General features: G+C 63.9%; 10 protein-coding genes and 5 pseudogenes. 13 read left to right on the plus strand and 2 right to left on the minus strand.

The genetic code is table 11. From position 1 onward, the window contains the following. The first annotated feature begins 8 nt into the window (after positions 1-8). From dapA to AB8Z38_RS04270, 4 genes and pseudogenes are all read left to right on the plus strand, one after another. Entirely contained in the window at positions 9-899 is an 891-nt protein-coding gene (gene dapA, locus AB8Z38_RS04255) for a 4-hydroxy-tetrahydrodipicolinate synthase (protein ID WP_369723266.1), read from the plus strand. A 55-nt stretch (positions 900-954) separates the two neighbouring features. Continuing rightward, a complete protein-coding gene (gene mscL / locus AB8Z38_RS04260; protein WP_369726739.1) occupies positions 955-1,371 on the plus strand; it encodes a large conductance mechanosensitive channel protein MscL in 417 nt (138 codons plus the stop codon). A 76-nt stretch (positions 1,372-1,447) separates the two neighbouring features. Beyond that, a pseudogene (gene smpB / locus AB8Z38_RS04265) lies at positions 1,448-1,920 on the plus strand (SsrA-binding protein SmpB). Between the two features lie 4 nt (positions 1,921-1,924). Next, positions 1,925-2,506, plus strand: a complete 582-nt coding sequence (locus AB8Z38_RS04270) for a peroxiredoxin (RefSeq protein WP_369723267.1) — start codon at positions 1,925-1,927, stop codon at positions 2,504-2,506. Positions 2,507-2,534: 28 nt separating this feature from the next. On the opposite strand, the gene AB8Z38_RS04275 is transcribed toward AB8Z38_RS04270, so the two are convergent. Together AB8Z38_RS04275 and AB8Z38_RS04280 are read right to left on the minus strand one after the other, a co-directional pair. Then, positions 2,535-3,200 carry a uracil-DNA glycosylase gene (locus AB8Z38_RS04275; RefSeq protein ID WP_369723268.1) on the minus strand — a complete coding sequence of 222 codons (666 nt, stop codon included), beginning with the start codon at positions 3,198-3,200 and terminating at the stop codon, positions 2,535-2,537. Beyond that, positions 3,181-3,824 (minus strand): annotated as a pseudogene (locus AB8Z38_RS04280) (NYN domain-containing protein). Before AB8Z38_RS04280 ends, AB8Z38_RS04275 begins: the two are co-directional and overlap by 20 nt. A 322-nt stretch (positions 3,825-4,146) precedes the next feature. Here AB8Z38_RS04280 and rpoZ point away from each other — a divergent pair. The 9 genes and pseudogenes from rpoZ (at position 4,147) to recO (ending at position 12,238) form a co-directional block, all read left to right on the plus strand. Continuing rightward, positions 4,147-4,539, plus strand: coding sequence for a DNA-directed RNA polymerase subunit omega (gene rpoZ / locus AB8Z38_RS04285; RefSeq protein ID WP_369723269.1), 393 nt, complete (start codon positions 4,147-4,149; stop codon positions 4,537-4,539). Positions 4,540-4,850: 311 nt separating this feature from the next. After that, positions 4,851-7,030 (plus strand): annotated as a pseudogene (locus AB8Z38_RS04290) (bifunctional (p)ppGpp synthetase/guanosine-3',5'-bis(diphosphate) 3'-pyrophosphohydrolase). A gap of 45 nt (positions 7,031-7,075) precedes the next feature. Next, positions 7,076-7,828, plus strand: a complete 753-nt coding sequence (locus tag AB8Z38_RS04295) for a pyridoxine 5'-phosphate synthase (RefSeq protein WP_369723270.1) — start codon at positions 7,076-7,078, stop codon at positions 7,826-7,828. Beyond that, positions 7,825-8,242, plus strand: a pseudogene (gene acpS / locus AB8Z38_RS04300) (holo-ACP synthase). Before AB8Z38_RS04295 ends, acpS begins: the two are co-directional and overlap by 4 nt. A gap of 246 nt (positions 8,243-8,488) precedes the next feature. Further along, positions 8,489-9,253 (plus strand): signal peptidase I, encoded by a 765-nt coding sequence (lepB, locus tag AB8Z38_RS04305; RefSeq protein ID WP_369723271.1) that lies wholly within the window; start codon positions 8,489-8,491, stop codon positions 9,251-9,253. After that, on the plus strand, positions 9,250-10,071 hold the full coding sequence (gene rnc, locus AB8Z38_RS04310) for a ribonuclease III (protein ID WP_369723272.1): 822 nt from the start codon (positions 9,250-9,252) through the stop codon (positions 10,069-10,071). Before lepB ends, rnc begins: the two co-directional genes overlap by 4 nt. Beyond that, a complete protein-coding gene (era, locus tag AB8Z38_RS04315; RefSeq protein WP_369723273.1) occupies positions 10,061-10,987 on the plus strand; it encodes a GTPase Era in 927 nt (308 codons plus the stop codon). Before rnc ends, era begins: the two co-directional genes overlap by 11 nt. 21 nt (positions 10,988-11,008) lie before the next feature. After that, positions 11,009-11,389 carry a hypothetical protein gene (locus AB8Z38_RS04320; RefSeq protein ID WP_369723274.1) on the plus strand — a complete coding sequence of 127 codons (381 nt, stop codon included), beginning with the start codon at positions 11,009-11,011 and terminating at the stop codon, positions 11,387-11,389. A 97-nt stretch (positions 11,390-11,486) separates the two neighbouring features. Continuing rightward, a pseudogene (recO, locus tag AB8Z38_RS04325) lies at positions 11,487-12,238 on the plus strand (DNA repair protein RecO). Positions 12,239-12,258: the final 20 nt, after the last annotated feature.

Here is a 12,258-nt window from a genome sequence, read left to right on the forward strand (position 1 = left end):
GGAAGTCCATGGCAGCCAAGACGAAATTCCGGGGGTCCTTCACCGCCTTGGTCACGCCCTTCAAGAACGGCGCGCTGGACGAGGCGGCATTCCGCTCGCTGGTCAATTGGCAGATTTCCGAGGGCACCAACGGCCTGGTCCCGGTCGGCACCACTGGCGAGAGCCCGACGCTCAGCCATAACGAGCACAAGAAGGTGGTCGAATGGTGCATCGGCGAGGCCAAGGGGCGCGTTCCCGTGATCGCCGGCGCCGGCTCCAACTCGACGACGGAAGCGGTCGAGCTTGCCCAGCATGCCGAGAAGGCAGGCGCCGACGCCGTGCTGGTGGTGACGCCCTATTACAACAAGCCGACGCAGGAGGGGATGTACCAGCACTTCAAGGCGATCAACGACGCGATCGGGATTCCGATCGTCATCTACAACATTCCGCCGCGCTCGGTGATCGACATGTCGGTCGACACCATGAAGCGGTTGTGGGAGCTGAAGAACATCGCGGGCGTCAAGGACGCCACCGCCAGCATGGTCCGCGTCTCGCAGCAGCGCGCGGCGATGGGCGAGGATTTCAACCAGCTCTCCGGCGAGGACGCGACCATCCTCGGCTACATGGCGCACGGCGGCCATGGCTGCATCTCGGTGACCTCGAACGTCGCGCCGCGGCTGTGTTCCGAGTTCCACATCGCCTGGCAGAAGGGCGATCATGCCACTGCGCTGAAGCTGCACGACAAGCTGATGCCGCTGCACAACAATTTGTTCATCGAGAGCAATCCGGCGCCGATCAAGTATGCGTTGTCGCTACTCGGCAAGATGGACGAGACGCTGCGGCTGCCGATGGTCCCGGTCTCCGAGCCGACGCGAATTGCCGTGCGCAGCGCCATGGTGCACGCCGGCCTGATCAACTGACACGTTCGCTTTTCGGGGAGCTTTCATGGGCGCGGTCGACGAAAAGGGCAGGCGGATGCTCACGGAGTTCCGCGACTTCGCCATGAAGGGCAACGTCGTCGACCTCGCGGTCGGCGTCATCATCGGCGCGGCCTTCGGCGCCATCGTCAACTCGCTGGTCGGCGACGTGATCATGCCGATGATTGGCGCCGCCACCGGCGGTCTCGACTTCTCGAACTACTTCACCCCCTTGTCGGCGAAGGTCACCGCCACCAATTTAGCTGACGCGAAAAAGCAAGGTGCCGTGCTGGCTTGGGGCAGCTTCCTGACGCTCACGATCAACTTCATCATCGTCGCCTTTGTGCTGTTCCTGGTGATCCGCGCCATGAACACCTTGAAGCGGAAGGAAGAGGCGGCACCGGTCGCGCCGCCGAAGCCGTCGGCCGAGGTGGCGTTGCTGACCGAGATCCGCGATCTCCTCAAGAAGTCTTGACGCGCGCACTTCATCCAAACTGTTAGCGTCCGACGCGCATCTCGATCGGGTTTCTCTGCCGGGTTTTTGAACGAAGATGGCCGATAAGAAAGAACGTCCGATCAAGGTCATGGCGGAAAACCGCAAGGCCCGCTTCAACTATGCCATCGAGGATACGGTCGAGGCCGGCATTGCGCTGACCGGGACCGAGGTCAAGTCGATCCGCAACGGCAAGAGCACGATCGCGGAATCCTACGCCGATCTGAAGGACGGCGAGATCTGGCTGATCAACGCCACCATTCCCGAATATCTCCAGGGCAATCGCTTCAATCACGAGCCCAAACGGCCGCGAAAACTGCTGCTTCATCGCAAGCAGATCAACAAGCTGATGGGTGCCGTCGACCGCGAGGGCATGACGCTGATCCCGCTCAAGCTCTACTTCAACGAACGCGGCCGGGCCAAACTGCAGCTCGCGGTGGCGAAGGGCAAAAATTGCACGACAAGCGCGAGACCGAGAAGAAGCGGGACTGGAGCCGGGAGAAGGGCCGGCTGATGCGGGCGAGGGGATAGCGAGATGAATCAGAAAAACCTGATCGAGGTCGACTGGAGCAAGATCCCGGCACCCGCTGACGACGGCGGCGCTGCCCATCTGAGAGGCCTGACGCTGCCCGCGATCAGCCTGCTCGCGACCGACGATACATCGGTGACGCTGTCGGCGCTCTCCGGCCGCACCGTGGTGTTCGCCTATCCGCGCACCGGCGAGCCCGGCAAGATCTCGCTGGTCGACGACTGGGACATGATCCCGGGCGCGCGCGGTTGCACCCCGCAGACTTGCGCATTTCGCGATCTGTTTGCCGAGCTGAAAGTCGCGGGCGCTGCCCAGGTGTTCGGCCTCTCGACGCAGAGCAATGCCTACCAGACCGAGATGGCGTCGCGGCTGCATCTGCCGTTCCCGGTGCTCTCGGATGAGAAGCTGGTGCTGACACGCGCCCTCAATCTGCCGACCATGGGAGTCGCAGGTCTGACGCTGATCAAGCGTCTCGCGCTGATCATCGATGACGCCGAGATCGTGCAGGTGTTCTACCCGGTGTTCCCGCCCGACCGGAACGCTGGCGATGTGCTGGACTGGCTCAAGGCCAATCCCGCCAAGGCCTGACTCAGGACCTGATCCAGGCTAATCGAGGTCAGCCTTCACCTTCGCGAACACACTTCGGAACATGTCCGGCGTCAGCACGCGGGTGTTCGTGTTGTAGCGCGAGCAGTGATAGCTGTCGTAGAGCTTGAACGCGCCGGCCTGATGCACCGCGCCATGGCCGAAGAGGGGCTTGCGAGGCCTTCAGATTGAGCGGCTTGAGCACGCTGTCGTGCGCAATCCGCCCGAGCGCGACGATGGCGCGCAAATTCGGCATCGTCGCGAGATTGGCCACGAGAAACTGGCGGCAGGTGTTGATCTCCGCCGGCAGCGGCTTGTTCTGCGGCGGCACGCAGTGCACGGCGTTGGCGATCCGGCAGTCGACCAGCCGCAATCCGTCGTCAGGCCGCGCTTGGTAGCTGCCCTTGGCAAAGCCGTATTCGATCAACGTCGCGTAGAGCAGGTCGCCGGCATAGTCGCCGGTGAACGGCCGGCCCGTGCGGTTGGCGCCCTGCATCCCCGGCGCAAGGCCGACGATCAGCAGGCGCGCCTTGGTGTCACCAAATGGCGCAACCGGCGCGTTGTGCCACAACGGCTCCCGCGCGCGGTTCGCCTCGCGAAACGCGACCAGGCGCGGGCAGAGCGGACAGTCGCGATCGGGTACGAGTGTGAGGGCCCGGCGGCTCAGCCGGGCCGTCTCATTCCTCGAAATCGTCATCGCCCCTCGGCGCCATGGTGGTCGCGCGCTGGAGGAACTGCGGGGCGTGGTGGCGTGCTTCGCGCTCGCCGCGATCGCGCGGGCGGGGCGCTCGGACGGATCGCGGCCAAGCTTGGACTGCAGCTCGACCAGATCGGTGAAGACGTCGGCCTGGCGGCGCAACTCGTCGGCGATCATCGGCGGCTGGCTGGCGATCGTGGAGATCACCGTGACCCGCACGCCGCGGCGCTGCACGGCCTCGACCAAGGAGCGGAAGTCGCCGTCGCCCGAGAACAGGATCATCTGGTCGATGTGCTCGGCGAGCTCCATGGCGTCGACCGCAAGCTCGATGTCCATGTTGCCCTTGACCTTGCGGCGGCCGGAGGCGTCGATGAACTCCTTAGTCGCCTTGGTGACGACGGTGTAGCCGTTGTAGTCCAGCCAGTCGATCAGCGGACGGATCGAGGAGTATTCCTGATCCTCGATGATCGCGGTGTAGTAGAACGCCCGCAGCAATGTCCCGCGGCTCTGAAATTCCTTCAGCAGGCGCTTGTAATCGATGTCGAAGCCGAGAGTTTTCGCTGTCGCGTAAAGATTGGCCCCGTCGATAAAGAGCGCGATCTTGTCGGTGGAGGAAGGTGACATTCAGTTTGCTCGCGTAGAGTTCGTGATCAATCGTTTTTTGTTGGCGGCGCAAGCCGCGCAGCTCAAGGTCCTGCCGAAACCCGTCGAAACCGCAAATCCGGAGAAGTCGGGGCAATCAAGGTATAGTTATGGCGGACTTTCACACACCCGGCGCCACCATCAATGGCAGCCCGGGAAACCACCCATCCCAGCCCCAATGTGGGGTTAGCAGAGCCGTTTGGCGAGGCCAAATCACAAATTGGCCTTGCGAAACGGTCTTGGTCCCTATAACTACCCCCAATCATCCACATATTTTGTCCCACCCACAGCGGAGCGACAGTCCATGGCTCGCGTCACCGTAGAAGATTGTATCGACAAGGTCGACAACCGGTTTGACCTGGTCCCGCTGGCCGCCCACCGCGCCCGCATGATCTCGTCCGGTTCACAACTAACGGTTGACCGCGATAACGACAAGAACCCTGTTGTATCTTTGCGTGAAATTGCCGACGAGACCATCTCGCCGGAGGATCTCCGCGAGGAGCTGGTGCACTCGCTCCAGAAGTTCGTCGAGGTCGACGAGCCTGAGCCGGATACGGTGCCGCTGATCGGTTCCGCGGGTGCGAGCGTCGATGCGGACGATACCGAAGTTGCCGTGGAACGCATGACCGAAGAGGAGCTCCTGAAGGGCCTCGAAGGGCTCGCGCCGCCGGAAGAGCAGCCCGAGGAGGACGAGTAATCGTCCCATCGCGATCGTCGAATTGTTGTGATCTTATCAAAGGCCCGAACGCTCGTTCGGGCCTTTGCTTTTGTTGGCGTTTTCGTGGTTACCATAGCGTTGTCGGTTGGCGCCGCACCTGTCACTGAATTGATCGGACGCGGGCGCGATCGGAGCTAAGATGTATACAACGGGCTGTTTTATGGTCCGTTTGAAGGCAGGACGGCATGGTGTATCGACGCCGCGGACTAACGCAGATGCAGGCCGCAACCGAATCGGTTGCCGTGGCCCCGACTGCGCCGGTGGCGCGGCCGGCGAAGCCGCGCGCCCGCATGATGCGTCAATATGACCTCGTCGAGCGCGTCCGGTCCTACAACCCCAACACCAACGAAGACCTGCTGAACCGGGCCTATGTCTACGCCATGAAGGCGCACGGCTCGCAGACCCGCGCCTCCGGCGATCCATATTTCTCGCACCCGCTCGAAGTGGCGGCGATCCTCACCGACCTGAAGCTCGACGATGCGACCATCGTCGCCGCGCTGCTTCACGACACGATCGAGGACACCGAGGCGACGCGGGCCGAGATCGACCAGATCTTCGGACCGGAAATCGGCGCGCTGGTCGAGGGCCTGACCAAGCTGAAGCGGCTGGAGCTGGTGTCGCGCGAGGCCAAGCAGGCCGAGAACCTGCGCAAATTGCTACTGGCCATTGCCGACGATGTCCGCGTTCTCCTGGTGAAGCTCGCCGACCGCCTGCACAACATGCGCACGCTGGAATTCGTGCCGACGGAATCGCGAAGGCGCATTGCCGAGGAGACGCTCGACATTTATGCGCCGCTGGCCGGCCGCATGGGCATGCAGGAAATGCGCGAGGAGCTGGAGGACCTGTCCTTCCGCACCCTCGATCCCGAAGCCTATTCGGTGGTGATGCAACGGCTCGACGCGCTCGCCGAGCGCAACCGCAATTTGATCGGCGAGATCGAGGCGCAGCTCTCCAACAATCTGCGGCACCGGGGCTTGGGGGCGCGGGTCTATGGCCGCCGCAAGAAGCCGTTTTCGATCTGGACCAAGATGGAGCGCAAGTCGGTCGGCTTCGAGCAACTGTCCGACATCTTCGGGTTCCGTGTCGTCGTGAACGACGTCGAGTCCTGCTATCGCGCGCTCGGCATCGTCCACACCACCTGGCCGGTCGTGCCGGGCCGTTTCAAGGACTACATCTCGACGCCGAAGCAGAACGACTACCGCTCGATCCACACCACCGTGATCGGTCCCGGCAACCAGCGTGCCGAGCTCCAGATCCGTACCGAGGCGATGGACCAGATCGCCGAGCGCGGCATCGCGGCGCATGTGTTCTACAAGGAGGGCGTCGGCTCGCCGACCGAATTCCTCAAGCGCGAATCCAACGCATTTGCCTGGCTGCGCCACACCGTCGGCATCCTCACGGAGAGCACCAATCCCGAGGAATTCCTCGAGCACACCAAGCTCGAATTGTTCCACGACCAGGTGTTCTGCTTCACCCCGAAGGGCAAGCTGATCGCACTGCCGCGCCACGCCAACGTGATCGACTTCGCCTATGCCGTGCATACGGACGTCGGCAACAGCGCGGTGGGCTGCAAGATCAATGGCAAGTTCGCGCCGTTGTCCTCGGAACTCCAGAACGGCGATGAAGTCGAGGTGCTGACCTCAGAAGCGCAATCGGCGCCGCCGTCCGCCTGGGAAACGCTCGCGGTCACCGGCAAGGCGCGCGCCGCGATCCGCCGCGCCACACGCACGGCCGTGCGCGATCAATATGCCGGCCTCGGCCGACGCATCGTGGAGCGCCTGTTCGAGCGCGCCAAGATCGAATATGCCGACGACAAGCTGAAGGGCGCGTTGCCGCGGCTTGCGCGCGCCTCGATCGATGACGTCATGGCGGCGGTCGGCCGCGGCGAGATCAAGGCCTCCCACGTCGCGCGCGCGATGTATCCCGACTACAAGGAGGAGCGCGTCGCGCGCTATGGCATCAAGAAGGGGCTCGCCAAGCTCAAGGAGAAGGTGACCTCCGGGCCGCCCCGCAGCACGGTCGCGATCCCGATCCGCGGCATCAATTCCGACCTGCCGGTGAAGTTCGCGCCGAACGGTGGCGCCGTGCCCGGCGACCGCATCGTCGGCATCGTGACGCCGGGCGAGGGGATCACGATCTATCCGATCCAGTCGCCGGCCCTGAAGGACTTCGAGGAGGAGCCGGAGCGCTGGCTCGACGTCCGCTGGGACATCGAGGACCTGTGCCGCAGCGCTTCCCGGCCCGCATCAAGGTCGAGAACGTCAACGAGCCTGGGGCGCTGGCCCAGATCGCGACCGTGATCGCCGAGCATGACGGCAACATCGACAACATCAGCATGCAGCGCCGCTCGCCGGACTTCACGGAGACCACGATCGATCTCGAAGTCTACGATCTGAAACATTTGAGCGCGATCCTGGCCCAGTTGCGCGCCAAGGCGGTCGTCGCCCGCGTCGAACGTGTTAATGGATAGGCGTCTTTCGTATTCGCCTGTCCCACCGAATTTGTGAGCCTTGCAATGCCCGCTCTTCCGCTTCGCCTCGGCGTCAATGTCGATCATGTCGCGACCCTGCGTAACGCGCGCGGTGGCCGCAAACCCGATCCGGTGCGCGCGGCGCTGCTGGCGATCGAGGCCGGCGCCGACGGCATCACTGCGCATCTCCGCGAGGATCGCCGGCATATCCGCGACGACGACATGGCGCGGCTGAAGGCGGAGATCTCCAAGCCGCTCAATTTCGAGATGGCGGCGACCGACGACATGCTGCGCATCGCCCTCGCCACCAAGCCGCATGCGGTGTGCCTGGTGCCGGAGCGCCGCCAGGAGGTGACGACCGAAGGCGGGCTCGACGTGGTCGGTCAGCACAATGCGCTGGCGCCTTTCATTGCGCGGCTGAACGATGCCGGTATCCGGGTCTCGCTGTTCATTGCAGCCGACCCCGCACAGATCGAGATGGCGGCGCGGCTGCGCGCGCCGGTGATCGAGATCCACACCGGAGCCTGGTGCGACGCCGTGGTTGACGGTCATGCTGACAAGGCTGACGCCGAATGGCAGCGGATCGTGGCCGGCGCCAAGCTCGCGAAGGCGGCGGGGCTGGAGGTCCATGCCGGGCATGGGCTCGATTATGCGACGGCGGAGACGATCGCGGCGCTGCCGGACATCATGGAGCTCAACATCGGCTACTACATGATTGGCGAGGCCTTGTTCGTCGGACTTGCCGAGACGGTGCGAAGCATGCGCCTGGCGATGGACCGCGGCCGGAGCCGGGCATGATCATCGGCATCGGCTCCGACCTGATCGACATCACCCGCGTCGCCAAGGTGATCGAGCGCCATGGCGAGCGCTTTCTCGATCGCATCTTCACTGCGGCCGAGCGGGCCAAGGCGGAGCGGCGGGCCAAGAACGAGAAGATGGTGGTGGCGACCTATGCCAAGCGCTTCGCCGCCAAGGAGGCCTGCTCCAAGGCGCTCGGGACCGGCATCCGTCGCGGCGTCTGGTGGCGCGACATGGGGGTGGTCAACCTGCCGGGAGGCCGGCCGACCATGCGGCTGACCGGGGGCCCTGGCCCGGCTCCAGGCCCTGACGCCGGAAGGTTTCGAAGCGCAGATCGATCTTTCGATCACCGACGACTGGCCACTGGCGCAGGCCTTCGTCATCATTTCCGCCATCCCGTCGGCGAAGCCCTGACGGCGCGCTGGTAATTTTATAATTCTTGTTGAAATTCAAGAAGTTATGCGTTTTTCATGCGATCCTCGATTGCGTGGCCAGCGACAACCGTCTAAAAGTCCGCGAACGCAAATCAGCCTGGGCGAATTCGGCTTTACGCCGGAATTGGCCCTCACTATCAGGACAATCTCCGTGGCGCCGCGCAGCGATGGGCCGTTCGCGGCCTGGGAGGGCGCTCTGTGACCGCCGGTCGGAATTGAGAAAGCAATGAGCGTGACTTCGGGAACGAAAACTGAAAGCGGCGTCGGCGAAACGATCCGGGTCGTCATCCATGCTCTTCTGATCGCGCTGGTGATCCGCACCTTCCTGTTCCAGCCCTTCAACATCCCGTCCGGCTCGATGAAGGCGACATTGCTGGTCGGCGACTATCTCTTCGTCTCGAAATATTCCTACGGCTACAGCCACTACTCGATCCCGTTCTCGCCGCCGCTGTTCTCGGGACGGATCTGGGGTTCGGACCCGAACCGCGGCGACATCGTCGTGTTTCGACTGCCGAAGGACGATTCCACCGACTACATCAAGCGCGTGATCGGCCTTCCCGGCGACCACATCCAGATGAAGGACGGCCTGCTCTACATCAACGACACGCCGGTCGAGCGGCAGCGCATGAGCGAATTCGTCGGCGAGGATCCGTGCGGCTCCGAAGGCGGCGGCATCTCGCGTGTGAAGCGCTGGAAGGAGACGCTGCCCAACGGCGTGTCCTACGAGACGCTGGATTGCGCCGACAACGGCTACATGGACAACACCAACGTCTACACCGTGCCGCCGGGCCACTTTTTCATGATGGGCGACAACCGCGATAACTCGACCGACAGCCGCTTCCTCGGTCAGGTCGGCTACGTGCCGCAGGAGAACCTGATCGGCCGCGCCCAGATGATCTTCTTCTCGATCGGCGAAGGCGAGCATGCCTGGATGTTCTGGCGCTGGCCATGGGCCGTGCGCTGGAATCGTTTCTTCAAAATCGTGCGATGAAAGACGAAGCCAAGGACATCACGACCGAACCAATCGAGGCGCCAGCAGGCCCTGAGGGCGCAGCTGTGCCAAAAGCGGCCGCCAAGAAGAAGCGGACGCGGGGCGGCAAGGCGAAGGGGACGGATGCGAACGCGGCGCTCGAGGCGCGCATTGGCTACAGCTTCACCGATCCGAACCAGCTGATCCAGGCGATCACGCACGTTTCGGCGCTCAAGTCCGGGCGCAAGCGTGGCGACAGCTATCAGCGGCTGGAATTTCTCGGCGATCACGTGCTCGGGCTCGTGGTTTCCGACATGCTCTATCATGCCTTCCCCAACGCCGATGAGGGCGAGCTGTCGAAGCGGCTTGCCGAACTCGTGCGCAAGGAGAGCTGCGCCGACGTCGCCAAGTCGCTCGGTCTGCTCGACGACATCAAGCTCGGCTCGGTCGGCCCCAGCGCCGACGCCCGGCTGCGCAAGTCCATCCTCGGTGACATCTGCGAGGCCGTGATCGGCGCCATCTTCCTCGACGGCGGCCATGCGGCCGCGGACGAGTTCGTCAAGCGCAACTGGACCGAGCGCATGCATAAGCCGCGGCGGCCGCTGCGCGATCCCAAGACCGTGCTCCAGGAATGGGCGCAGGGAAAGGGACTGCCGACGCCGGTCTATCGCGAGGTCGAACGCACCGGTCCGCATCACGACCCGGAGTTCCGCGTCGCGGTGGACCTGCCGGGACTGGCGCCGGCCGAAGGCACCGGCGGCAGCAAGCGCGCGGCGGAGAAGGTGGCGGCCTCGGTCATGATCGAACGTGAAGGTGTTGGCGGCAGCAATGACGGTTGAAGCAAGCGGCGAGACGCCCGCCGCGACGCGCTGCGGCTTCGTGGCACTGATCGGCGCGCCCAATGTCGGCAAATCCACGCTGGTCAACGCGCTGGTCGGGGCGAAGGTCACGATCGTCTCGCGCAAGGTGCAGACCACGCGCGCGCTGATCCGCGGCATCGTCATCGAGAACAACGCGCAGATCATCCTGGTCGACACGCCCGGCATCTTCTTGCCCAAGCGTCGGCTCGACCGCGCCATGGTCTCCACCGCCTGGAGCGGGGCGCACGACGCCGATCTCGTTTGCGTGCTGCTCGACGCCAAATCCGGCATCGACGAGGAGGCCGAGGCGATCCTCGCCAAGGCCGCAAGCGTCAAGCACGACAAGATCCTGGTCATCAACAAGGTCGATTTGGTCCAGCGCGAGAAGCTGCTGGCGCTGGCGCAGGCCGCCAACGAGCGCATGGCCTTCACAAAGACCTTCATGATCGCGGCCATTTCGGGCGACGGCGTCGATGACATTCGCAGCACGCTCGCCGAGATGGTGCCGCCGGGCCCGTTCCTCTATCCCGAAGACCAGATGTCGGACGCGCCGATGCGGCATCTCGCGGCCGAGATCACCCGCGAAAAGATCTATCGCAAGCTGCACCAGGAATTGCCGTATCAGTCCACGGTCGAAACCGACAAGTGGGAGGAGCGCAAGGACAAGTCCGTGCGCATCGAGCAAACGATCTTCGTCGAGCGCGAAAGCCAGCGCAAGATCGTGCTCGGCAAGGGCGGCGCCACCATCAAGTCGATCGGCGCGGACTCGCGCATCGAGCTCGCCGAGATCCTCGGCGTGCCGGTGCATCTGTTCCTGTTCGTCAAGGTGCGCGAGAACTGGGGTGACGATCCCGATCGCTATCGCGAGATGGGCCTGGAATTTCCCAAAGAATAACCAAGAAAAGATCGGTATTTGATGAGTCTGCCCCGCAATGTCCAGCGCTTCGAAGCGTTGCTCTATGCATCGCTGATGCTGGATGCCCTGTCGGTCGCGGTGCAGGACCGCACGCCCACCGCCGACATGACCGAGCAAATGATCATGACCTCGACGCTGCTCGCCGGCGCGATGATTTCGCTGCTTGTCTATTTCGTCTGGCTCGCCGCGCATGGGCGCAAGAACTGGCCGCGCTGGGTGCTGGCGGCGGCGCTGGTGCTGTCGGTGATCTCGCTCGGCCAGATCATCGGCGAGAGAGGGCTCGAGCTCGACAGCGTCATCGAAATCGCCTCCTGCGTGCTGACGGTGTGCGGGCTGTATTTCTCCTTTAGCGGCGACGCGCAGGGCTGGTTCAACGCGTGAAGTCAAATGGGTGGGTACGCTTCCGCCTTCGATCTTCGATCTACGGCGGACAAGTCGCTTTGCCCACAATCCCTCGAAATGCGCTACACTTGCGCCCATGGAATGGACCGACGAAGGCATCGTGCTGGGGGTGCGGCGGCATGGCGAAAGTAGCGCCATCGTCGAACTGCTGACACGCGAGCACGGCCGCCATCTCGGCCTCGTGCGCGGCGGCGCCGGCTCGCGGATGCGTCCGCTTTTGCAGCCGGGGAACACCGTCCGGGCGGTGTGGCGGGCCCGCCTCGACGAGCATCTCGGCACCTATGCGATTGAGGGCCTGAAGCTGCGCGCAGCGACGCTGCTGGCATCGTCCCATGGCGTCTATGGTGTCACCCATCTCGGCTCGATCGCGCGGCTTCTTCCGGAACGCGATCCGCACGGGGAGATCTTTGCGATGCTCGAGCATTCGCTCGACGATTTCGACGATGTCGGCAGCGCCGCCGTGCACGTGATTCATTTCGAGCTGGCGATGCTCTCCGAGCTCGGCTTCGGGCTGGCGCTGGAAAACTGCGCGGTGACCGGGGAGACGACGGACCTGATCTACGTCTCGCCAAAATCCGGCGGCGCGGTGTCGCGCACCGCAGGTGAGCCATGGCGCGACCGGCTGTTGCGGCTGCCCCGTTCCTTCGCCAGCGCGAGATGCACGCCGACCTCACCGATCAGGATCTCCAGGATGGGTTTCGACTGACCGGCCTGTTCCTGCTGCGCCATGTGCTGGAACCGCGCGGGCAGGGCCATTCCGACGCGCGGGCTGGCTTCATCAACGCGCTGACACGGCAACAGGCGCGAGCGGCGGTTCCAGCGCCATGAGCTAGTCGCGGATCCGCATT

It is taken from the genome of Bradyrhizobium sp. LLZ17 (assembly GCF_041200145.1).
Classification (GTDB): Bacteria; Pseudomonadota; Alphaproteobacteria; order Rhizobiales; family Xanthobacteraceae; genus Bradyrhizobium.

Coding starts and splice junctions, on each gene's coding strand:
- AB8Z38_RS04295 (WP_369723270.1), top strand. CDS start 7,076: ATGCCCGCTCTTCCGCTTCGCCTCGGCGTCAATGTCGATCATGTCGCG.
- era (WP_369723273.1), top strand. CDS start 10,061: ATGACGGTTGAAGCAAGCGGCGAGACGCCCGCCGCGACGCGCTGCGGC.
- AB8Z38_RS04270 (WP_369723267.1), top strand. CDS start 1,925: ATGAATCAGAAAAACCTGATCGAGGTCGACTGGAGCAAGATCCCGGCA.
- dapA (WP_369723266.1), top strand. CDS start 9: ATGGCAGCCAAGACGAAATTCCGGGGGTCCTTCACCGCCTTGGTCACG.
- AB8Z38_RS04275 (WP_369723268.1), bottom strand. CDS start 3,200: ATGACGATTTCGAGGAATGAGACGGCCCGGCTGAGCCGCCGGGCCCTC.
- lepB (WP_369723271.1), top strand. CDS start 8,489: ATGAGCGTGACTTCGGGAACGAAAACTGAAAGCGGCGTCGGCGAAACG.
- AB8Z38_RS04320 (WP_369723274.1), top strand. CDS start 11,009: ATGAGTCTGCCCCGCAATGTCCAGCGCTTCGAAGCGTTGCTCTATGCA.
- rpoZ (WP_369723269.1), top strand. CDS start 4,147: ATGGCTCGCGTCACCGTAGAAGATTGTATCGACAAGGTCGACAACCGG.
- rnc (WP_369723272.1), top strand. CDS start 9,250: ATGAAAGACGAAGCCAAGGACATCACGACCGAACCAATCGAGGCGCCA.
- mscL (WP_369726739.1), top strand. CDS start 955: ATGCTCACGGAGTTCCGCGACTTCGCCATGAAGGGCAACGTCGTCGAC.